The following is a 20,346-nucleotide window of genomic DNA, read 5'->3' as shown; positions in this document are numbered from 1 at the left end:
GTTCAAGAGCTCAGCAAAAGGCATTTGATAAAAAGCAATAATAAAGAGGGTTTTCAGGGAATCAGCATCAAAAAAGACTTTACTTGATATAGCCTTTTTAGTTGAGATGTAAACATAGGATTGATAGAAAAAGCGATGCAGCTCCCGACTCCCGACTCCCGACTCCCTACTCCCTACTCCCTACTCCCTACTCCCTTTTCCCTGTTCCCTGTTCCCTATTCCCTCTTCCCGAATGACAATCAAGATTGGGAAATATCTGCTCCACAGGAGTCCCGTTAAATGGTTGCGCTGTCAGAATAATGGTGCCATCCTTTGCTATTACCCAGCCTTGGGCTTCGATAATCACTTTTTTGTCTTGACGGGGTCTGACTGACGGTTGCGCTTGTAATGGTTGTCTGGTGCTGGGTAACCTAGGACGAGTTCGCCACCTCACTGTTCTGTGGGCATTAATCACTGGATCCTCTGGAGTCGGTGGTAATCCGCCTTTGCCGGTAATGGTAAAGGAACTGCCCCCAGCAATCCGATTGTTCTCAAAGCCACAAAGGTCATTGGCTAGGATTGCTTCTGCATCGACCAGGATTCCTGGCAATTGGTTTAAGCCTGAGGTGGGGTCTACCTGGGAGATGTTGAGGATTACCTCACCGTTTAAGGATGGGCCACTATCGGAGGTGGCAGTGATGTCATTGTCCTTTGTGAGACGGTCTCGAAACTCTAAACCAAAGATGCCTTTGGCATTAATCTCAACACGACCTCCTTCGACAATGGTAGAGTTATCTACTTCGGCTTTTAGAGCATTGGCGGTGATGTCGCTATTTCCCAGACCGACTAGGGTATCAGTATCAATAACTATATTGCCCCCATCGGTATCCTTAGCATCAGTTAGAATCAAGCTTCGGTTGAGGAGTCGGATGTCACGAGCTTCCAGGATAATATTACCTTTTGTTCCTGCTGTTTCTGCTGTGATTCTGCTATTGTTGTCAAGGAAGATGGAGTTGGCATTAATGTTTACTTCGCCTGCTGTTGTACCCTGTTGAATGCTTCTAGCACTAATACCTGCTCCATCAGAGATTATTAACTTGTCAGTGGTAATTTTCAAAAACTTTCCGGCATTTCCTGTCCTTTCAGTTTGAGTAGACAAGCCGCTGATAAACCGAGCATCAGCTGATGTACCAATCAGTTGAACCGTAGAAGAAGCATCCACAGTCAAATTTCCCCCGTCCCCTTCACCAAGAGTCCTAGCTGAAACAAATGCTCCATCAGAGACTACTAACTGCCCAGTGGTAATACTCAAATTTCCGGCATTTCCTTTTGAGCCTCGATTAGCTTGAGTAATCAAGCGACTGACAAGCCGACTATCGGCTGAGGTACCAATGATTTCAACACTAAATGAGGCATTCACACTCAAATCTCCGCCATCACCTCCACCAAAAGTGCTAGATGAAACTCTTGCTCCATCAGAGACCATTAACTTCCCAGTAGTAATACTCAAATTTCCGGCATTTCCTTCATTTCCTTTTAAGCCTCGATTAGCTTGAGTCAACAAGCCGCTGGAAAACCGACCATCGGCTGTCGTACCAATCACTTGAACCGTAGAGGAGGCATCCACAGTCAAATCTCCGCCGTCCCCTTCACCAATATTGCTAGCTGAAACAAGTGCTCCATCAGAGACCATTAACTCCCCAGTGGTAATCTTCAAATTTCCCGCATTTCCTGTCCCTTCAGTTTGAGTAAACAAGCCGCTGATAGACGACCGACCATCAGCTGAGGTACCAATCAGTTTAACCGTAGAGGAGGCATCCACAGTCAAATCTCCGCTGTCCCCTTCACCAAGAGTCCTAGCTGAAACAAGTGCTCCATCAGAGACCATTAACTCCCCAGTGGTAATATTCAACTCTCCCCCATTTCCTGTCCCAAAAGTTTGAGTAAACAAGCCGCTGAAAAATCGATTATTGGCTGAGTGACCAATCAGTTGAACAGTCGAGTCGGCATTGACAGTCAAATTTCCCCCATCCCCTTCACCAAAAGTGCTAGCTGAAACAAGTGCTCCATCTTTGAGCATTAACTCCCCAGTGGTAATACTGATATCTCCCCCATTTCCTGTTACTTCTGGAAAAACTTGGGCTGCCAAAGCGCTGGGAGTACCATCAGCAGATACACCAACCATTCGCACAGATTCAGAGGCATCCACTGTCAAATCTCCCCCCTGTCCTGAGCCGAATACAGTCGCCGTTATCCTAGAACCACCCTCAAGACTCAACTGAGAAGCCTCAACCACTATCCCACCGCCATTCTGATTTCCCAGGGTATCCGCAAAAACAAAAGAGCGATCGCGTAAACTCACATTAGCCCCCCGCACCTGGATACTGCCACCACTTTCCCCACTGGTATTGACAAAAGCAAATTCCGACAAACTAATATCCTGAAACCCTTGAACTCCCGAATAATCCAACACAAAACTCGTATCCGTTGGGGTCAGGTTAACCACACCATTAGCACCAACACCCCCCAGCTCAATCCGTCCATCCAATGCGAATAGAGCGCCATTAGGAATAGTCACCTCACCACCAATCAAGCCCAATGTTTGACCATTTGGTACCCGAAGCCCAAAAAAAGACTGATTAGTAATACTCCCTGGATTGGAACCATATTGTAACCCAGATGGAATATTAATGGTCAACAACGGTTTTTCATTGGGATTTTTTGCGCTGAATACTGTGCCATCTTCAAACAACACACTATCAGCAGTACTCCCAAAAAATGAACCTCCCACATCCAGTCTGCTATTGGGACCGAAGACAATACCATTGGGATTGATCACAAATAAATTAGCATTACCCAACACGCCTAGGGTTCCCAAAATATTGGAAACATTACCTCCCGTTACCCGACTCAGGATGTTGGCAACTCCAGCAGGATTCGCAAAATAAACTCGCCCGAACTCCGCCACATTGAAATCCGAGAAGCTGTGGAATAGATTACTGTCTCTAATCGCCCCACCTTCAATTAAATCTGCCAGGGCACCGTTAATAGTCACATTGGGGGTTACCACAGAGCTTTCATTCCCTAGGGTATTATCTGGAGTAACTTGCCCGAATGCCGTAGTTGCAGCTAGTAGAGAATACAGCACCATGCTAGTTGCTGGCACCAGTGGGGAAATCCGAGGTTTCATAGTAATCAATCAGCTACCGAATTTTTTAATTAAATCAAAAAATATATTTCAGCTTGATTGATTCAAAAACTCTTTAAAAAGATTTTACTGAAAATTAACAAAAAACCATTGAAGTCGCCCTAGCACTAGCAGGATTACGGTCTTCATTTTTGATTTAACAAACCTTTAAAAAAACTTTACTGAAAATTCACAATAACAGGGAGTAGGGACTTCGGAGCAGGGAGCAGGCAAGAGCTGAGGGGGTGACAAAAAGGCTAAAAACTAGACAGGGTATGGGGTGTGGGGTGTGGGGTGTGGGGAAAATAGAAGCGATGCAGCGCCGACCTGCGGGGGTTTCCCCCACTCGCGCTTTGCATCAAGACAGGGAATTTGGAGTGAGCCTAGGGATAACAATTGCTCCGAAAGCTGATTTAACCGTCCCGTCGCAACTCCGCCAGCTCCTGATCTTCCCCTACACCCATCACCCCACACCCCACACCCCGTAAAGCTTTTAAGGCTGTTTGTTACCCCGTCAGAGGCAAGAGGCAAGAGGCAAGAGACGAAAAATAATGTGTACCTCATAGCTATGATAAACGCTATAGATCTAGCTATAGCAATATTAGTGGGTTTTCCAGTAGTTATTGCCTTCAAAAAAAGTATAAAATACTAGCGTTTCTCGCAGTTTTATGATTATTTCAGTAGGGTGGGCAAAGTCATCATTTGGTAAGTACTTAAAACAAGTAAAATGTTTTTGCCCACCCGACAAGCTGATTATTTCAGTAGTGGGCTACTACAAGCTGATTATTTAAGTAGGGTGGGCAAAGTCATCATTTGGTAAGTACTTAAAACAAGTAAAATGTTTTTGCCCACCCGACAAGCTGATTATTTCAGTAGTGGGCTACTACAAGCTGATTATTCCAGTAGGGTGTGCAAAGTCATCATTTCGTGAGTACTTAAAACAAACAAAATGTTTTTGCCCACCCTACAAGCCCTATATTGTTATTGAAATTTTTATTGTTCATTGTTTTTTTATCAAAATATCTTTATTTATCAAATTAAATTAACAATCAAAGTAATTTAAAAACGTTAAAATTATAGCTATTACGTACTTGTTATGCTTAGAGGATATCTCCCAAGTTTTTTGATACTGAATTTTGCCCCCCTAGCCCCCCAATTCTGGGGGGAACAAGAATCAATTTGTTGCTAAAAGTCCCCCGAGCGAGGGATTGCTCGCTCGGGGGATTTAGGGGGCTTGAATGTAGCAAATGAGACTTCTCAGACAACCTCTAAATAAACACTTTGCCAAAGGGAGCCTCGGAGCAGGGCTGCATCGCTTTCTTATGCCCCACACCCCACACCCGGTCACCCCACACCCGGTCACCCCACACCTGACGTCAAAGTAAAAAACCTACCCTTATGAGCTACTCCCTACTCCCTACTCCCTCACCCAAATTAAAACTGCTATAAATGTAGACGTCTATTCACAAAATAAATTCAACTAATGATTCAAGCCTACGCAGCCCACGAACCTGGTGGAGAACTGAAGCCTTTTGAATACGATCCAGGGGTTTTGGGGGAACAGGAAGTAGAAATCAATGTGGAATACTGTGGTATTTGCCACAGCGACCTAAGTATGTTGGATAACGAGTGGGGACTAACTCAGTATCCATTTATACCAGGTCACGAGGTAGTTGGTACCGTGGCAGCATTGGGAGAGAAGGTGACCACGCTCCAAGTTGGACAACGAGTGGGACTAGGCTGGTTTTCTAAGTCCTGCATGACCTGCGAGTGCTGTATTTGACACTCCCCGTCCTGTAAGAACGGGGATTCTTAGTTCCTCGACATGCCTTAAAATTAGCTATCCTGAAAGGCAATATTTAAGCCAAATGCCCGTTAAAAACCAAACATCTAGCCTAATTTAACTAACCCCAGTGGGCTTGTCTCCCTAAGCGTTGAGTTTCCTCAGTTTCCGTGTGCCCCACGGTACGTTTAGTCTTAAAAGGTTATTTACTGGTGTTTCGGTATCCGTTAAGATCCATGGGTTTTGGCGAGGTAGCACGCTCCTCGTGTACTAGTATCGCTTTACGTCGTTATTTTAAATTGGCAGTACCGACGAATCCTACCTGTACTAGGCTACATGTTTATTATATCACATTTTAATCAAAAGCCGTCCTAGAAGGACGGGGCTTGAGACCCAAAATTTCGGTCAGAAATCTATCTCTGGTAGCCCTTCAGGCAGTCCAGTTACCATTGCCCATATGCTTGAGTTTGCTGGCCGACATGGTATTGAACCCATTACCGAAACCTTTGCATTTGACCAGGTTAATGAGGCCATGGACAAACTCCGCAATGGTAAGCCTCGTTATCGAATTGTACTTAAACATTAATACAACAAAGCAAGGCAAAAGGCAAAAGGCAAAAGGCAAAAGGGATAGATTTTGATTTCATATTTATTTTTGCGCATAGGTCTAATTGCTATCAGGACGACTGGGGAGTGTCAATAGATGCGATCGCGTCTTGGAATGCGGCTTGGAATTTGGGCAGGGCACTGGAAATCATCTCTTCGCTGGCAGTCAGGGAGATGCGGAAATAACCTGGTATTTCCTGTGGGATACTCTTAAACCGTAATAAAACAGGATAAACCCGGATTAAACGGTCAAGGTGCAATGTATTGTTGCCTGAGTAAGGGGTGGTAAGCGCAGTAATTGGAGTTAAACCTCCCGGAGACGAAACCTTAGAATAAGGCAGCCTTAATCATAAAGTTTTAACCCTTTTACCCATAGCCGACAAACCATAAAGGCTGCCTTATTCTTACGGTAACTTCTAACCACCCATCTTTCTAGGCGTTCCTCACATCCCGGGGAGGAGTTGCTTGAAAGCCTTAGTTTTGCTATGTTTACAATCAAGCCAGCCCAGCTCAACTGCATCAAGCAAACTAAGTCCCATCCCTTTCAAGTAACGCGCGGTACGACGCAACAATACTGCCTGAACCTCGGTCTTGTTCATATACCGAGTAATTTCAAAGTCCGTACCCCGAGCAAGGATGTTCAATGCAGCATTGTGGTCAGCCTGCAACACGACCCCATTGAATCTGGTAAAACTGTCTCCGCTCCGCACCCCCAACAGGGTTCCGGTCACGGAGTCAATTTGCGACGTGTAACTAGGCTGGACTTCTGTGACAACTGACCCAGTCCAATTAGCCCACTTCTGTAAGGAGTCCCGCATTTCCCCCTTCATCCAACTATTCAGTTTGCGGGACATGGTTTTGGACTGGCGTTTATTTTTTATTGGTTGTGTTAAATCTAAGGCCGTAGGCCACGCTTCGCGAACCGCAAAAACTTTCAACGATTCACCATTGAAAAGAGACTTAGAAGCGGCTCCTATAATGGCTTTAAGTTCCGATTGGTCTTGCCTATATCGCTTATTTTCCGCCTTTCTACCAAGATTATTCTTTAGTATTCGAGCAGATCTAGATGGATTGAGTTCCTCTAGCTTTCTCTGAAGTGCCCATAGTTTCCCTCTCTTGCGATTCTTGGCACATATTCGTTTCTGTTTCTTGGTAGTTTCTTTCCCCAGTCCCTTCCCATGTGCGTGACCATCCGAATCATAGAAAGCTTCGGTGTATCCCTTGTCTACTCCTACACTCTTGAGTTGAGATGGTATTTCTACGGTTCCATGGTCTACTAGAAAATGAATCTCAAATCTTTGCAAAACGTGATTATGTATCAACCGAATCTGTCCTTTCAGTTTTCGGTTAGATCTAACGATTACCTTGTTCCTTTTTCCTCTTCTCAACCCAGCTAACTCTAACTGATAAGTGTTGCGAGAAAGTTGCTTACAGGTATAACCTCCCTGTTGATAGACTATTTGGTTCTTAACCCAAGAATGCCCACGTTGGTATTCCTTCCTGACGAACCTGTGTAGTAGAGGATTTTCTAGGAAAGCTAAAGTTTTGAGCTGTCTACAAAGCTCTTTTCTTCTCTTTTGGTTGTATGTACCAGAGAACCTTTTGTAAATCCTTTTGACAACTGCCTCAGTGCAAGCTGCTTGTTGGGCTGTGATTGCTTTCGCTACATCACTGACCGTCCATTCCATTAGTTTTGAAGGTAGTCCCAGGGATTCCGGAGTCCTAAAACTCCTTACTTCTGGGTACGCCTTTTTCCAATCTAGTCCCCAATGGTTAATACTTCCGAGCTTGTTGTAGGACTCAGACCTGACGATACCCAGCTTTTTCATTACCTGCAGCAATTCAAGTTCAACCGACTTTGTCATCCCTGCCACAGGGACGACTTGAGTCGATATCCTTTTTGTTACTCCTTCTTTTCTTGGCATCGTTAGAGCTGGGTTAATCACTTCAATTATACTCTAGCGCTAAGTAAATGTCAATGTCCATTTTGTGGTATTAAATACCGATTTATCCCTATTTTTAAGGGTTTAATTGCGAGGCGTTCCAGGTAAGACAAAGACGCCGTGACTGGCCAGTAACTCGGCAAAAGCACAGTCATCTTGCCAAGGGGAGCGCACCAATAGGAAGAATGTTGCATCAGGGGTGCGGAGCTTGTAACCGATGTCCCGCAGTGCTTTGACCATCCAATCTCGCTTTTTTTGTAAATGCTCGATATTCAGGTTGAGTTGCTCCAGGTCCCCTAGAGCATACTGCATTAATACGCTAGGATAACACCAACCAAAAGCACTTTGTTGTAAGATGCCAATCACTCGCCTGATTTCTTGGGGATTGGGCATAGTGGATGGTAAAGCAATATACCCTATGCGTTGACCAGGAGCCATGAACGTCTTGCTTTGACACTCCCCGCTAATCGCGAGACGGGGATTCTTCACTCAATGATTCAACTTGCTGAACCTGACCGGAATCAAGAACAGTAGAGGCCAAATCTCCTGAAGCGTTCGGGTTTATAACCCAAGTTCCGACGTGCCCCGTCGTACTTATGGCTCTATTACGGATGTTGATGGCGGCGTTATAGTCTCTGTCAAGTTCACACCCACATTCACAGACATGAGTCCTAGTAGAAAGGGATTTATTAACAACTTCGCCACACTCAGAGCAATTTTGACTGGTATAAGCAGGATTAACTGCGACAGTTATCCTGCCAAATTTAGTTCCAAAATGCTCTAACCATTTCCTGAATTGATACCAACCTGCGTCATTAATAGACTTAGCCAGACAGTGATTTTTTACTAGATTCTTAACTCTTAAATCTTGCCTTCGGCACGCTTCGCGAACGTAGGCGACCAGGTCGTTAGACCGGATTACGCAACGTGCAAGTCTCTTTGCATGTTCTTCACGTTGCCTACTTATTTTAAGGTGCTGTCTACCTAGTTTATTAACCGCTTTGTTACGGTCGATGCCCGGTATTATCCGGGGCACCTCCGCTCCAGAACCGTGCGTGAAAGTTTCCCCTCACACGGCTCCTGGGTAAACTCGGTCTTTGACCGGCCTTTTGGCTTGCTCCAGTGTATCTGTTGGTGGCAGCTCTGGTGAACTGCTGATAAGTTCTTCGTTTTCCAGTTGTCGTGGTTTCCATCGACGTGATGAAGGTGTACAGACTCGTCTTCTAAGAACTTCAATCCACAGTGTCCACAGGAATGGTTTTGCCTTTTCAGTGCTTTGGAAGTAGCATCGGAGTAGAGTCTAGAGTTTCTCTTGCTCCAGTAGACTAAGTCACCGTCGTAAGGTGACTTAGTCCCTTTTACGTTTACGTGTTGGTTTTGTTTGTAACCTACTTTTGGGAATGCCTTTTTACATAGTTCGTTGGCCTGGTACCGATTTACTTTCTTTTCCTTTCGGAATTTTCGGTTTGCGGTCCGGTTCATGAACCATAGGCTATCCCTTGGGCTGCTCATGTCACAGCTGTTGTGGTGGTTACGCCATCCGCGAACGGTGGGTGCTAATTTCTGTGCTTTTATTTTGGCACCATAATTCGAGTTGTTGACTATGTTTTTAATCTTCTGACGGATTGCTCTGTGATTATCCTCTGAGGGAACGCATGAGAACTTTCCGTCTTTTCTGACGCGGAATCTCCACCCCAGGAAGTTAAATCCATCTGTCGCCCGTGTTAGTTTGGTCTTTTCTTCACTTATTTCCATCCCTCGGTCAGTCAAGAATTTCTTGACTTTTTCCAGTATTGTTGCTGCGTTATCTTTTGGTTTCAGTATAAACACCATATCGTCTGCGTATCGCAGGCTTGTGTGAATATCTTCTATGCCATTTAGAGCCACATTTGCTAATAGGGGGCTTACCACACCGCCTTGGGGTGTTCCTTGCTCTGGGAATTCCGGATTGATGCCCGCTTTTAAGCACCTGAAAATCCCCTGTTTTAGGCACGCGGGGGCTAGCAATCTATCCATTATTGAGCTGTGTGAGATGCGGTCAAAGCATTTCTTAATGTCTAGTTCTATGATTCTTTTATTGATTCCGTTAACGTTTGATTTCAAATGATTGAATAGACGTTTTTGGATATCCTGGGCACATCTGCCCGTTCTAAATCCATAGCTATCTGCACTGAATGTAGCTTCGTGGGCTGGTTCTAATGCAAATTTTGCTAGACATTGCCATGCTCGGTCGGCTAAGGTTGGTATCTTCAACATCCGAGTTTTCCCGTTCTTTTTACGGATTGGTTTTTCTCGTAGTCCGTCATGTTTCCAGTCGTGGCCGTGACGGTTCAATGTTTCAACCAGTTCCATGCGTTCCCTGAAATTGAGTTTTGACTTTCCGTCAATTCCAGCTGTTCTTTTACCCTTGTTTAGTTGTGTGACTTGACGTACAGCTAGGAGCTGTGCAGCACGGGATTTCAATATCAGTTTTTGTAAAGACCTAGCTTTCTTGAGGTCTCCAGCTCGAACCGCTTTGTACACTCTCTTCTGTAGGCGGAATAGGTTTTGTCGGAGTTTCTTCCACTTCTGACCTTTCCAATGTTCACTATGGTTGCCCATGTGTCTAACAATGCTCTCCATTAGTTTGTGTATTCTGAATACCCGTGGGCAGTTGTTAGCCCACATCCTACCCGGCAGTAGGGATTAGGAGTGACATCTCTTACCGTAGGTTCGACCCGCCTACAGACCTGTATTGCTGCCGTTTTTACTTGTTCCATCTGTTAGATTGTTATGACGATTTAGGGCAGTCCAATTTGCCTATTCCTTCCTCGGAGATTACGGTTATCCGCAAGAGAATACCGTGAGGATTAAGGAATCAAGTCTCGCATGTACTAGTCAGATTGCGGCTTTCCAATTAGACACTTTTTCAGGACTTTTACTACTGTTACCCATGTCGTCTCCCTGTTAGCGGCAGTGTGGCACATCTGATTTACCTCTGATTCCGCCCTGTTGCCAGCTTCACTCTGCTAGGATGTCACCTGCTCGGTGTGGCCAGATAAGGAGTCACATATCTCTTAATGGGGTGGGTTTTCACCACCATCCAACAGACAGTTAGAATTTTTGGGATTTTAACCCCGCGATTCCCTGAGTTATACCCCTCCTTTCTCAGGAGGCTCCTACTCAGAACAAGCCGCACCTTGCGGTTGGATGAGCCTTTATTTTTCCGGGAAACCCGGCGTTGATAAAACTTCAGACGTTTCTCCCCTTTCCTATAGAATCGGGGGTTGGGTTCGGAATGACCATTAGAATCTGTGTAGAACTCTTTAAGTCCTACATCCAATCCAATCATCTCGCCTGTGTGTTCTATTTCCTCTTTTACGTTAACTGCAACGCAAAATTGAACATAGTACCCATCAGCTCGCTTGACTATCCGAACCCGGTTAATTTGCTTCTTGTCGAAGCACCACAAGTCCCAGGTGCCCTTAAGCTTAAGTTTTCCAATCCCTTTCTTGTCCGTGAACGTTATCGATTTTTTGTGAGGGGATAGTTTCCACCCTGACTTCTTGTATTCGACAGAACGAGCACGCTTTTGGAACTTTGGGAAACCCTTCTTGCCTGGGATTTTCTTCTTGCAATTATCGTAGAAGTGAACAATCGATGACCATGCCCTCTCGGACGCAGCCTGACGGGCGGTAGAGTTTAATTCATTAGCAAAGGGGAATTCTTTGGCCAGTATTTTGGAGTACCGACTAAGGTCACTTTTCCCTGTCCCTTTATTGTCCAACCACAGACGGATGCAACTATTTCGGATGAACTTAACCGTCCGAATGGCTTCGTCTATTGCTAAATACTGGGATTCTTTACCTTTGGCTTTGAACTCTAGAATAATCACCCAATCTCGACCTCCTTCGGCGTTCGCCGACGCTACGCGAACGATATATATTTATCCTAACAGGATTGTATAAAAGTGTCAAACAAAAGTCGATATTTTCTTCGCCGAAGGCCACGCTACGCGAACACGGCGACTAAAGTCGCTGCGAGTCTTCATCCCCGGTCTAAAGACGCGGGGCTTTCGACTTTCGGAGATTTTTGTAACCATATACCAAGAAAGAAAATGGGTAAAACTGGGTAGGGCTAGGACAAGGCTGCTGATCAAACACAATCCGGCTGAAGGTTTCATCAGAAATTAGGTAAATGGGCTTACCATAACGTCTAGAGGCATCGGTGAGTATAGCAGCCAAACCCTCAAGGGTTGTTGCTGAGAAAATCTTTCCTGTGGGATTGTGGGGTGAATTGATGATTATTGCCCGAGTGCGTTCTGTAATCGCAGATGCGATCGCATTGAGGTCCATATCAAAGGTGTTGGTATCCACAGGCACACCCACTGGCATGGCACCAGTAAGATGAACCATACGCCGATAACCTAACCAGGGTGGAGTCAGAAGAATTACCTCATCTCCATCCCCAGCCAGGATGTGCAGACAAATTGCTAGACAACAGGTTTTGGTGATATTCCAGCATCAACAGAAACCAAGAGATGCTTAGAGAAATTGGCATTATCTCTGGAAAACTTAGGCTGTTGTATTGAGGAACATAACCCACCGAATTTGGACGTTACTGTAGCAAGGGAAACTTATAGCGAGATTCTCAGATTTGAATTTGGTTTATCCGAGATCAATCAACAACAGTATGAACATGCTCTTCATAAACGCCATCGTATAATTACTGATCTAGAAAGCTTCTTATCTGATTGGGATGTTTGGTTGTGTCCTGTGGTTCCAATAGCAGCATTTACCCATCGCCCATCAGGGGAACCAATTGAGATAGATGGTAAGCAGTTTCCTGATCTGAAAGCTATTGGTGCTTACACCACACTTTTTAATTTAGCTGGTAACCCGGTCATAGTCCTACCCCTTAGCCAGTCCCAGAAAGGCTTACCCATTGGTGTGCAAGTGGTCGGAAGACGGGGGAGTGATATGAGACTGATCGCAATTGCTGAGACATTGACCCAAATCACCGGAGGGTTTCAACCTCCACCGGGATATTAACGGGATTGATACCGAGTTGCATTCAAAGAGAGTAGATTGCTTGGATAGGGAGATGGGGGGATGGGGAGATGGGGAGATAGGGAGATGGGGGGATCTCACAGGGGTAGGTTTTTTACATTTGGGTAAAACATGGGACGACCCAGAGGGAGAGGAAAAGGAAAACAACGAACAAGCGATGCAGCGCCGACAAAGGGGGTTTCCCCCACTCGCGCTTGGGATCAAGACAATGATGATTTTTAGCGATGCAGCGCCGCCAAAGGGGGTTTCCCCCACTCGCGCTTGGGATCAAGACAACGACAATAATGGTATATTTTCTTATCCCCCACACCCCAAACCCCACACCCCACACCCCACACCTTCAGCTATCAGCCTATGCGCTACTTGAGGTGCTACTGTTCGCGCAGCACCTCAAGTAGCGCAATCGGTGCTTTTGAATAAAATCAGCTGACTGCTGACTTCTGACTTCTGACTTCTGCTATAACAATAGCTGGGATGCGTTCGCGAAGCGTCGGCAAAGCCTAATCGCTTAATCCATTACCACCTTAATCCCTTAACCTTAACAATTATTTATCTTTTCTTAACAACCTAACCAATTGAGGGATTAACTCCATAACTAACCTTAACAAATAATCAGTATAATCCCGGACAACTAATGGGTTATCATAAAAGTGGGATAAAGCAATACATACTGATAATTTTCCTTCTAGGGAGGCCAAAAATGAAATTCAATATTTTGGCAACGCTAACCTTACTCGCTTCCCTGTTCTTTACTGGTTCAGCAGTAGCTGAAAACCCAGACCAGGTGCAACAGTTGCTCTCAACTGGTGAATGTCCAGGGTGTAATTTAAAAGGAGCGGATCTATCGGGTGCACATCTACTAGGGGCTGACTTGAGGAATGCTAACCTGCAAGGAGCAATCTTAATCGAAGCCAACCTAGAAGGTGCTGACCTGACTGGTGCCAACTTAAACGGGGCTAACTTAACCCAAGCCTTTGTTACCAACGCTAGTTTAAACTGCGCAAATCTCAACCAAGTGAATTTGACAGCGGCCAAGCTTTACGACACCGATGTGTCTGGAGCTGTGATGAACAACATGACCTTAACTAATGCCGAGATATTTGAAACTGGCATTGGCATTGGTGGTAGTGCCGAGGAATTCAATTTCAATGTCGAGTGTAGAGTAGAGTCTTGACACTGACTAATTCTTACTAAGAATTATTACTAAAAGCGGGAACCCTTAGGGATTTCTGCTTTTTTGCTTATACTCTAACCTCTGGAACCACCATTTGAAGTCAAGCTTGTAGGGTGGGCAAAAAGCGATGCAGAGGTGCGACCCGTGGCGAATTTAATTCTTAATGCGGAAAAAGCACCATTACGGTCTTGGGAAGGCAGCGCGGTCTTGGGGGTTCCCCCCATGAGCGACTGCCGTGGTTTCCCCCACTCGCGCTTTGCATCAAGACACAGTTTGGTTATGCGTGAGTATTCTAGATTAGATAACTTTGCCCACCCTACTACTAACTTCAGGGTTTCAATTCGATCATAGTGGACGATTTGAGCGGCTATTGGCATCTGTGCAGCTCAATCATTAGCTGTTAAGATCAGAAATCAACCCAGAAAATCAGAGGGGAGGGAAAGTTGACAGAATTTCTAGATTTTCTGAAGCATAAGTATGCTTATGTTGCCATTGGTGAATTCAAGCCAGGCAAATTTCAAGAAGCTCAGGATCTTTACGAGAAAGCTGTATCTACCTATATCCAAGGGTTCAAAGGCGCTTACTTACTGCAAGAACCTGGAACCGATAGAGGGATTGCTGTGATCTTTTGGGAAAGTATAGCGGACATGGAAGATAATCAAAGTGAAGCCTATGAGGCGATCTTAAACCAAATGTCTCACTTGTTTACCAAAGCTCCCACCACATCGTTCTACGAAGTTTGCAGTGAAATCCAGCCTCCGAATTAGCTGGAGAATTAAGAATGCGCGAATTTAGAATGGAGAATTAAGACTCATGCGATCGCGTAGCCGTAGGGTGCGTTAGGGGCGGAAAGTCTCTAATTTTTTGCCTCTTGGCCAGGGTTGACATAGTCTGCCCCGTAACGCACCACCTGTCGATTCCAGTGCGATGCTCTTAAGGCCGTAGGCCACGCTACGCGAACAGAGCCGCTACGCCAACAGAGCCGCTACGGGATGAAGCGTTCGCAAAGCGTGGCCTACGGCCTCAGCTTCCGCGCTTATGCGAACCCATTAAACCTGTAATAATATATACAACTTGTATTCTAAGAGCGGATGGGGGGAATCGAACCCCCATCATCAGCTTGGAAGGCTGAGGTTTTACCACTAAACTACATCCGCACTGTTTCCAGTACTTTTAGCATCATAACATAACAAAATCAAAATGCCACCTTTTTTAGAGCTAATTTGTAAAGTAAATATTAAGAAGCTTGAAAGCCTTGCTATGATTGTCTTTTGGTTATTAAATAGTTCAATTGTTCTAGTTTAGCGCAAGCCTTATCTTACAAGGTTTAGTGCGAGTTTACAAATCAGCTCTTAGATCAAAAATCAGGACTATTGCCTCTTGCCTCTTGCCTCTTGCCTCTTGCCTCTTGCCTCTTGCCCATTGCCTCTTGCCTATGGCCTGTTGCTAGTATGCCCATTGCCTGTTGCTAGCATGCCTATTGCTAGCATGCCTATTGCCCATTGCCTCTTGCCTCTTGACTAATGGTGAGTTGGAAGCGATAAGCTTGGACAACTGGTTGACCTGCCATGTAAGTAGGGGCAAATAGCCAATGGCGAATCACCTGCTGAGCGAGTTGCTGAGCCTGATCAATACTAATATTGCCTTGCTGCACTTGAATATAGTCCGCTAGCAGTTCCGGTTTACCATTGGAATCAATTAACACCACCACCTTCAACACTAACTCTTCCGATAAATCAATACCTGTCAAATTCAGCTCCTCAGCGGAAAATTCGGTTTTGTTAGCTGGTAGCGGTAGAGCCAATTGGTCTGGAATATCCCGATTGGGATTAGTCAGACCAAATTGACTCATCTTAGCCAGAACGCTATCTTTTGATCCAGACTCTTCTAGGATGCTGGAAGCCGGTGGCTGAATCGGTGGTGGCAGAGGTAAGGGTAAAGGTAGCGGCCTTTGGATGACTGGAATAGGCTTAACAGGAGTGATCGGAGTTGTTGGTTCAGGTGCGGGTACAGGTATAGTTAATTCATAAGCTGTTGGCAGTGCTAGGTCTTTAACGGGTAAGCTTTCCTCTGTTGGTGTTCGCTCTAAGTCGGGCTCAGTGACATCAATGGTAGAGTTAGAGACAGTTTGGTGATTAAAATTCCTATCTGACCTAGGACTAGTTAGAGCTGTTGATGGGTCTTCTGGTGATGTCTCTTGGTCAGATATGTCTTCCAGAATGATATCAATCAGATCGATGGCAATCAAATCCTGACTGGGTGGCGAACTTTCCAAGCGCCCCATCAAGAGCATATACAGTATCGACAAGAAGCATAGATGAATGACAACAGACGCCAAAACCATGGCCAACCATAGCATTGGCCCGTTAAAGTGACGTGGTTCAGGTAAATTAGGGGGATTATTTGGGGGCAAACGTTTTAGGGTCATTCGTTGCTAGAGCGTTGCTCGAGTCTTGTAATTGTGTAAGCTATCAGCTATAAGCACCTCAGCTGTCTGCTAAGGCAATCCAACGCCTGATCAATAAAAAGAGTCCCTGAATCATGAATAGCTGATAGCTGATACCCCAGAACTGAATCATCATGTAATTTTATACTTTGGATTGGTCGAATATATAGCGTTAATCATACTTATCAGGGACATTAATCCTTATCAGGTAAATTTAATATGCAGTCCCTGATCTGATTCCCCATCTCCCTATCTCCCCATCTCCCTATCTCCCTATCTCCCTATCTCCCTATCTCCCTATCTCCCTATCTCCCCACACTTTCCACGCTTCCCACACTTCCCACACTTCCATTACGATCAAGCTCCCATGCCAGAGTAATGCTTTAACCCTTTACGCCATAACCAGCGGTTGACTAGGAAAAATATCAAACTCCAACCTAGAATCACCAATATTCCCCCTACCACATTCACAGGTAAACCAATCAACAGTGCTGCTGGGAAATGAATCAGATAAGGAAAGGGTGTCCACTGGGCAATTTCCCTTACCAAAGGAGGAAAGACTTCCAACGGAGCAATTAACCCAGAAAGAAATAAGTAGAGCAAAAATGATAATTCTTCAATAGCACTAGCTCGTTCTGTCCAAAAGGCGAACATGGCAAAGGTATACTGCATCAAAAAGCGTAGGGAAAAGCTCATTGCTACCACCAGACAACCGAGTAACAGATTGCCAAGATTTGGTAGCCAAGCTGCTTCGGGATACAGGACGAAAAACAAACCGATTAGCCCTAGGTTAAACGGAATACGGATAAATCGTTCTGCTACGTGACGGGCTACGTCATGCCACACTGGATCAATGGGCTGTAGTAATCGTGGGGAAAGCTTCCCTTGTAACACTTGTTTTTGAAATTCCCAAATCACCCATACCAAGTTGAACTGGCGGATAAAAAACACTGAGATAAAGTAACGGGCAAATTCTATAGAATTCAGACCAAAGTCTGCGTCTTGGGATGCCTTGGTCCAAATCCCCATTAGAATCAGAGGTAACAGATTCGACAGTACCCAAAAAAATATTTCTGCCCGATACTCCATCATATGGGCGTAATAAACACTGAGGAAGGTTGTTATGATTTTTAGGACGCGCTTCATTTATTGATAGTAGGGAGTAGGGAGTAGGGAGTAGGGAGTAGGGAGTAGTGAGTAGGGAGTAGGCAGGGCTGTTTCATTCTTTGGAATAAATTGTCAGGTTAATGGGCATGAAACGGAGCTGGGGTGCTGGGTATAGGGGTGCATCTCATATTTGTAAAAAAGTTGCGTAGGGTGTGTTAGGGGGGGCCTCATTGTCTTGATGCAATAGCGAGTGGGGGAAACCCCCTGTTCCCTTGCTGCATCGCTTTCCGATCAAGCGCCAGGGTTTAGACAGCCCGCCCCGTAACGCACCACCTTGTCAAACAACTTTTAGGAGATGCACCCGGGTATAGGGTGATATTTCAGGTTAAAAATAACTTTTTATTAGCTTTAATACCTCCGATATTACTATATCAGTATATCTCCACATTTCCAGCAATTCAGAATAGGTTCAGTAGCCAAGACACCATAGCCTATTCCTGAATTAACCAAGCGATTTTAATGGTGATGATGCAACATTTTTATTTTTAGGTTATAAACTCCTAAAAATAATAGGAAAAAATAGGTTTAATTTAACTTGTAATAAACACTGATTAAATTAGTCTTTATTAAGACTATTCACAATAAATTCTTGAACTATACCTAACTTCAAATAGAGCTGTTTAGTTTCGGAAGGAAGGTACTTGAAGTCAGTCACCGTCCCTCTACAATCCTGAGTACCACATAAGCACTTCATTGTCCAAAAATCCTCGTCCATGGTAGTCGAATAGTCAAAGAATATCTCTTCACCTGCAATGATTTGTCTCAATGCAATTAATATTCGATCTCGGATTATGCCTGCATTCGGATTGCACGAATGATTTACGTAAGGTGCTGGTGACTCTGGAATCATATCGATATCGATATACGCATCATGGTCAATTTGGAGAACATTTCCCATCTTTTCTCCTTTGGCAAGACTCTGATCAAAATTGATGATGGGTCCGGTAAACTCAAGTAGCGGTTCACCTGCAGCAATGTCTCGGACTGCAAAGACTCCCTGTCCTATCTTCGCGGGTCTGACTTCAACCTTAGAGTAAGTTGAAGCTGCTAAGTCGTTAGTTGAGACATCTTGATAGGAATTCTTCTCAGGATTAGCTCTAAACATAAATTTAGCTAAAATAAAAAGTTATTAGTCTCAATCCTTTTAGGACAGTTTTTTATGAAAACTATAGGTTGACAGTTGGTATTGCTCAATCAGGGGAAGCTCATCTAAATTCGTATCACAAACTACAGATATAGCAATTCTACGACTTGTGAGGTACAAATTTCTGGTTTTTAGGGACTTCGGAGCAGGGACTGAGGCCGTAGGCCACGCTACGCGAACGGAGCAGGTAAGAGGGAAAAGGGAAGAGGGAAGAGGTAAAAAATAATGTGTACCTCATGAGTCATAGAAACGCTATAAAAGTTTTTTTGATAGTATCACAAACCTGAAATCTGCTGGATAAATCTCAATAAGCTGCCTCCATTATCAATAATCTCGGAATTATCGATAATGTGATTTGAGAAATCTGAAAAATCCTAATGGGGATTAGGCTTTGCCTACGCGGGGCGCGTTCGCAACAGTTCACTCTACTACTCCTGCCTGGAAAACACGACCAATAACTTCTTCAATGGGAGGGTCAGTTACGCTTAAATCTATTACCTCCAGCTCAGCCAGAATCCGAGCCACAGTCTCGGTAAGCACTTCCCGACGCACTAGCAAACGCACGTGGTGACCATCTACTTCTTTGAGTTCACCATAGCGCTGTAAAAACATATCCTGACTAGTCTTTACCTCAGGTAAGGGCTGGGCAAGTTCTACGGTGACCTCACGATAGGGAGCAAAGCGCTCAAGTAATCCATCTAGAGAGCCATCGTAAATCAGCCGACCTTCATGGATTAATAGCACCCGTTGGCAAAGAGCAGTGATATCAGCCATGTAGTGACTGGTTAAGAGTATTGTTGCTCCTGTGCGTTGGTTGTACTCCCGCAAGAAATCCCGTACGGCCAATTGAGCATTGACATCTAATCCCAAGGTAGGTTCATCTAAAAATAGGACTTGGGGTTGGTGTAGCAATGCTGCTAGTAGTTCCGCTTTCATGCGCTCTCCTAGGGAGAGTTTTCGTACTGGCTGAGTCAGTTTCCCTTCTAGGGACAGCATCTCGGTCAGTTCCCCAACTCTATACCTATAGTCTTGATCAGAAATACCATAGACAGCGGCATTGATTCTCAGGGAATCTAGGGCTGGTAAGTCCCAAAGCAACTGTTGCTTCTGCCCCATAACTAGGGTAATTTTTTTCAAAAAGCCTGGTTGACGTCGTTTGGGAATGTAATCCACAACTCTGACTCGACCCTGAGACGGATGAATCAGTCCAGTGAGCATCTTGAGAGTAGTGGTTTTTCCAGCACCATTGGGCCCTAAGAATCCGACTACTTCTCCAAAGCCAATTTCAAAGGAAACGTCTTGTACAGCTTTGACTGAACGGTAGGTACGGCGGAAGAAATGGTTTAAGGTACCTTTTAGTCCTGGTTGTTTGATTGCTACTGGGTAGATTTTGCTGAGGTTTTCGACAATAACAATAGACATATAGGAAAGGGGAAAGGGAACAGGGAATAGGGAATAGGGAATAGGGAGTCGGGAGTCGGGAGTCGGCTTTTAACCTAAGCTATTGGTTATTGCCAATTAAGGTTAAGGTTGTCGAATTTTCCTTGTTAAATCATCTGCTGCCAATGGCTATATGATCAACGATACCCAGCTTGGGACGATGTCAGACTTGATTGACTCACCTAGTTTCCCATTGTGAAAGTACAGTTGACCAGGGATTGATTACTCAATTAGGAAAAGCGAACGCGCCCCGCGTGGCCTACGGCCAATCGCGAAGCTTGACATGCACGGGCAAAGCCCAACGCTTCGCGAACGGTCAATCGCATTTACCTGTTCGTCTTCTGATTTCCCTACTCCCTACTCCCTACTCCCTACTCCCTAATGCGTTCGCATAATTTTTTCCTGTGGGAATTTGACACATTATTGATT

At 44.9% G+C, this 20,346-nt stretch carries 24 protein-coding genes, 1 tRNA gene and 1 pseudogene; 9 read left to right on the top strand and 17 right to left on the bottom strand.

The genetic code is table 11. The annotated features are described in order from the left end of the window. Positions 1-101 precede the first annotated feature (101 nt). The gene (locus tag BJP34_RS48365) at positions 102-236 is read left to right on the top strand and encodes a hypothetical protein (protein WP_267876479.1); all 135 of its coding nucleotides are present in this window, start codon (positions 102-104) and stop codon (positions 234-236) included. Here the strand turns inward: BJP34_RS48365 and BJP34_RS04570 are convergent. Further along, positions 188-3,169 carry a filamentous hemagglutinin N-terminal domain-containing protein gene (locus BJP34_RS04570; RefSeq protein WP_070391327.1) on the bottom strand — a complete coding sequence of 994 codons (2,982 nt, stop codon included), beginning with the start codon at positions 3,167-3,169 and terminating at the stop codon, positions 188-190. The two genes, BJP34_RS48365 and BJP34_RS04570, sit on opposite strands and share 49 nt — an antisense overlap. A gap of 261 nt (positions 3,170-3,430) precedes the next feature. Beyond that, the gene (locus BJP34_RS38685; RefSeq protein WP_149030790.1) at positions 3,431-3,730 is read right to left on the bottom strand and encodes a hypothetical protein; all 300 of its coding nucleotides are present in this window, start codon (positions 3,728-3,730) and stop codon (positions 3,431-3,433) included. A 919-nt stretch (positions 3,731-4,649) separates the two neighbouring features. On the opposite strand from BJP34_RS38685, the gene BJP34_RS04560 reads away from it, so the two are divergent. Continuing rightward, positions 4,650-4,949 carry an alcohol dehydrogenase catalytic domain-containing protein gene (locus BJP34_RS04560; RefSeq protein WP_070391325.1) on the top strand — a complete coding sequence of 100 codons (300 nt, stop codon included), beginning with the start codon at positions 4,650-4,652 and terminating at the stop codon, positions 4,947-4,949. Positions 4,950-5,406: 457 nt separating this feature from the next. Beyond that, entirely contained in the window at positions 5,407-5,535 is a 129-nt protein-coding gene (locus BJP34_RS48360; RefSeq protein ID WP_267876478.1) for a hypothetical protein, read from the top strand. A 91-nt stretch (positions 5,536-5,626) separates the two neighbouring features. Here the strand turns inward: BJP34_RS48360 and BJP34_RS38680 are convergent, their stop codons facing one another. The 8 genes and pseudogenes from BJP34_RS38680 to BJP34_RS04530 all read right to left on the bottom strand — a co-directional run bounded on the left by BJP34_RS38680 (position 5,627) and on the right by BJP34_RS04530 (position 11,967). Continuing rightward, on the bottom strand, positions 5,627-5,815 hold the full coding sequence (locus BJP34_RS38680) for a hypothetical protein (RefSeq protein ID WP_149030789.1): 189 nt from the start codon (positions 5,813-5,815) through the stop codon (positions 5,627-5,629). 183 nt (positions 5,816-5,998) lie between these two features. Continuing rightward, a complete protein-coding gene (locus tag BJP34_RS04555) occupies positions 5,999-7,480 on the bottom strand; it encodes a zinc ribbon domain-containing protein (protein WP_070391324.1) in 1,482 nt (493 codons plus the stop codon). A gap of 102 nt (positions 7,481-7,582) precedes the next feature. Continuing rightward, on the bottom strand, positions 7,583-7,936 hold the full coding sequence (locus BJP34_RS04550; protein WP_070391323.1) for an aminotransferase class I/II-fold pyridoxal phosphate-dependent enzyme: 354 nt from the start codon (positions 7,934-7,936) through the stop codon (positions 7,583-7,585). Positions 7,937-7,961: 25 nt separating this feature from the next. After that, a pseudogene (locus BJP34_RS04545) lies at positions 7,962-8,510 on the bottom strand (RNA-guided endonuclease InsQ/TnpB family protein); the annotation flags it as partial. A gap of 11 nt (positions 8,511-8,521) precedes the next feature. Continuing rightward, on the bottom strand, positions 8,522-10,120 hold the full coding sequence (locus BJP34_RS04540) for a group II intron reverse transcriptase/maturase (RefSeq protein ID WP_229424022.1): 1,599 nt from the start codon (positions 10,118-10,120) through the stop codon (positions 8,522-8,524). Further along, the gene (locus BJP34_RS42380) at positions 10,120-10,257 is read right to left on the bottom strand and encodes a hypothetical protein (RefSeq protein WP_158516907.1); all 138 of its coding nucleotides are present in this window, start codon (positions 10,255-10,257) and stop codon (positions 10,120-10,122) included. The genes BJP34_RS04540 and BJP34_RS42380 overlap by 1 nt, the downstream gene beginning before the upstream one ends. 257 nt (positions 10,258-10,514) lie before the next feature. After that, the gene (locus BJP34_RS04535) at positions 10,515-11,372 is read right to left on the bottom strand and encodes an RNA-guided endonuclease InsQ/TnpB family protein (RefSeq protein ID WP_229424241.1); all 858 of its coding nucleotides are present in this window, start codon (positions 11,370-11,372) and stop codon (positions 10,515-10,517) included. Between the two features lie 163 nt (positions 11,373-11,535). Beyond that, on the bottom strand, positions 11,536-11,967 hold the full coding sequence (locus tag BJP34_RS04530) for an aminotransferase class I/II-fold pyridoxal phosphate-dependent enzyme (protein ID WP_267876604.1): 432 nt from the start codon (positions 11,965-11,967) through the stop codon (positions 11,536-11,538). Between the two features lie 63 nt (positions 11,968-12,030). Here BJP34_RS04530 and BJP34_RS04525 point away from each other — a divergent pair, with 63 nt between their 5' ends. The 3 genes from BJP34_RS04525 (at position 12,031) to BJP34_RS04515 (ending at position 13,720) form a co-directional block, all read left to right on the top strand. Beyond that, positions 12,031-12,528 (top strand): amidase family protein, encoded by a 498-nt coding sequence (locus tag BJP34_RS04525; RefSeq protein ID WP_070391322.1) that lies wholly within the window; start codon positions 12,031-12,033, stop codon positions 12,526-12,528. Between the two features lie 52 nt (positions 12,529-12,580). Further along, positions 12,581-12,913: a hypothetical protein gene (locus BJP34_RS04520; protein ID WP_070391321.1), complete on the top strand. Its 333-nt coding sequence runs from the start codon at positions 12,581-12,583 to the stop codon at positions 12,911-12,913. Between the two features lie 333 nt (positions 12,914-13,246). After that, a complete protein-coding gene (locus BJP34_RS04515; protein ID WP_070391320.1) occupies positions 13,247-13,720 on the top strand; it encodes a pentapeptide repeat-containing protein in 474 nt (157 codons plus the stop codon). A 74-nt stretch (positions 13,721-13,794) separates the two neighbouring features. Here the strand turns inward: BJP34_RS04515 and BJP34_RS42375 are convergent, their stop codons facing one another. Then, on the bottom strand, positions 13,795-14,097 hold the full coding sequence (locus BJP34_RS42375; RefSeq protein WP_070391319.1) for a hypothetical protein: 303 nt from the start codon (positions 14,095-14,097) through the stop codon (positions 13,795-13,797). Between the two features lie 66 nt (positions 14,098-14,163). On the opposite strand from BJP34_RS42375, the gene BJP34_RS04505 reads away from it, so the two are divergent. After that, positions 14,164-14,487 (top strand): antibiotic biosynthesis monooxygenase, encoded by a 324-nt coding sequence (locus BJP34_RS04505; RefSeq protein ID WP_070391318.1) that lies wholly within the window; start codon positions 14,164-14,166, stop codon positions 14,485-14,487. Between the two features lie 319 nt (positions 14,488-14,806). Here the strand turns inward: BJP34_RS04505 and BJP34_RS04500 are convergent. Next, a tRNA-Gly gene (locus tag BJP34_RS04500) sits at positions 14,807-14,877 on the bottom strand. A 223-nt stretch (positions 14,878-15,100) separates the two neighbouring features. On the opposite strand from BJP34_RS04500, the gene BJP34_RS47015 reads away from it, so the two are divergent. After that, positions 15,101-15,244, top strand: coding sequence for a hypothetical protein (locus tag BJP34_RS47015; protein WP_229424240.1), 144 nt, complete (start codon positions 15,101-15,103; stop codon positions 15,242-15,244). On the opposite strand, the gene BJP34_RS04495 is transcribed toward BJP34_RS47015, so the two are convergent. The 5 genes from BJP34_RS04495 to BJP34_RS04480 all read right to left on the bottom strand — a co-directional run bounded on the left by BJP34_RS04495 (position 15,213) and on the right by BJP34_RS04480 (position 19,899). Continuing rightward, positions 15,213-16,148, bottom strand: a complete 936-nt coding sequence (locus tag BJP34_RS04495; RefSeq protein ID WP_070391317.1) for a hypothetical protein — start codon at positions 16,146-16,148, stop codon at positions 15,213-15,215. The genes BJP34_RS47015 and BJP34_RS04495 overlap by 32 nt on opposite strands. Before the next feature lie 375 nt (positions 16,149-16,523). After that, positions 16,524-17,312, bottom strand: a complete 789-nt coding sequence (locus BJP34_RS04490; RefSeq protein ID WP_070391316.1) for an ABC transporter permease — start codon at positions 17,310-17,312, stop codon at positions 16,524-16,526. Between the two features lie 577 nt (positions 17,313-17,889). Continuing rightward, positions 17,890-18,438, bottom strand: a complete 549-nt coding sequence (locus BJP34_RS04485) for an SET domain-containing protein (RefSeq protein WP_070391315.1) — start codon at positions 18,436-18,438, stop codon at positions 17,890-17,892. A gap of 139 nt (positions 18,439-18,577) precedes the next feature. Continuing rightward, positions 18,578-18,715, bottom strand: coding sequence for a hypothetical protein (locus BJP34_RS42370; protein ID WP_158517007.1), 138 nt, complete (start codon positions 18,713-18,715; stop codon positions 18,578-18,580). Between the two features lie 182 nt (positions 18,716-18,897). Then, positions 18,898-19,899, bottom strand: coding sequence for an ABC transporter ATP-binding protein (locus BJP34_RS04480; protein WP_070391314.1), 1,002 nt, complete (start codon positions 19,897-19,899; stop codon positions 18,898-18,900). A 272-nt stretch (positions 19,900-20,171) separates the two neighbouring features. Between BJP34_RS04480 and BJP34_RS42365 the strand changes: the two genes are divergently transcribed. Then, a complete protein-coding gene (locus tag BJP34_RS42365) occupies positions 20,172-20,312 on the top strand; it encodes a hypothetical protein (protein ID WP_158517006.1) in 141 nt (46 codons plus the stop codon). Positions 20,313-20,346 lie beyond the last annotated feature (34 nt).

It is taken from the genome of Moorena producens PAL-8-15-08-1, from assembly GCF_001767235.1.
GTDB lineage: Bacteria > Cyanobacteriota > Cyanobacteriia > Cyanobacteriales > Coleofasciculaceae > Moorena > Moorena producens_A.
The sequence above is the reverse complement of the archived record's forward strand: the minus strand, read 5'-3'. Positions and strand labels throughout refer to the sequence as shown.

What these genes read in the sequence shown, in the direction of transcription:
- BJP34_RS04555 (WP_070391324.1), bottom strand. Translation starts at nt 7,480, where the DNA reads ATGCCAAGAAAAGAAGGAGTAACAAAAAGGATATCGACTCAAGTCGTC.
- BJP34_RS04550 (WP_070391323.1), bottom strand. Translation starts at nt 7,936, where the DNA reads ATGGCTCCTGGTCAACGCATAGGGTATATTGCTTTACCATCCACTATG.
- BJP34_RS04490 (WP_070391316.1), bottom strand. Translation starts at nt 17,312, where the DNA reads ATGAAGCGCGTCCTAAAAATCATAACAACCTTCCTCAGTGTTTATTAC.
- BJP34_RS48360 (WP_267876478.1), top strand. Translation starts at nt 5,407, where the DNA reads ATGCTTGAGTTTGCTGGCCGACATGGTATTGAACCCATTACCGAAACC.
- BJP34_RS04520 (WP_070391321.1), top strand. Translation starts at nt 12,581, where the DNA reads ATGGGGGGATGGGGAGATGGGGAGATAGGGAGATGGGGGGATCTCACA.
- BJP34_RS42375 (WP_070391319.1), bottom strand. Translation starts at nt 14,097, where the DNA reads ATGCCAATAGCCGCTCAAATCGTCCACTATGATCGAATTGAAACCCTG.
- BJP34_RS04495 (WP_070391317.1), bottom strand. Translation starts at nt 16,148, where the DNA reads ATGACCCTAAAACGTTTGCCCCCAAATAATCCCCCTAATTTACCTGAA.
- BJP34_RS42370 (WP_158517007.1), bottom strand. Translation starts at nt 18,715, where the DNA reads ATGAGGTACACATTATTTTTTACCTCTTCCCTCTTCCCTTTTCCCTCT.
- BJP34_RS42380 (WP_158516907.1), bottom strand. Translation starts at nt 10,257, where the DNA reads ATGGAACAAGTAAAAACGGCAGCAATACAGGTCTGTAGGCGGGTCGAA.
- BJP34_RS04485 (WP_070391315.1), bottom strand. Translation starts at nt 18,438, where the DNA reads ATGTTTAGAGCTAATCCTGAGAAGAATTCCTATCAAGATGTCTCAACT.
- BJP34_RS04560 (WP_070391325.1), top strand. Translation starts at nt 4,650, where the DNA reads ATGATTCAAGCCTACGCAGCCCACGAACCTGGTGGAGAACTGAAGCCT.
- BJP34_RS04540 (WP_229424022.1), bottom strand. Translation starts at nt 10,120, where the DNA reads ATGGAGAGCATTGTTAGACACATGGGCAACCATAGTGAACATTGGAAA.
- BJP34_RS04515 (WP_070391320.1), top strand. Translation starts at nt 13,247, where the DNA reads ATGAAATTCAATATTTTGGCAACGCTAACCTTACTCGCTTCCCTGTTC.
- BJP34_RS38685 (WP_149030790.1), bottom strand. Translation starts at nt 3,730, where the DNA reads ATGAGGTACACATTATTTTTCGTCTCTTGCCTCTTGCCTCTTGCCTCT.
- BJP34_RS04480 (WP_070391314.1), bottom strand. Translation starts at nt 19,899, where the DNA reads ATGTCTATTGTTATTGTCGAAAACCTCAGCAAAATCTACCCAGTAGCA.
- BJP34_RS04570 (WP_070391327.1), bottom strand. Translation starts at nt 3,169, where the DNA reads ATGAAACCTCGGATTTCCCCACTGGTGCCAGCAACTAGCATGGTGCTG.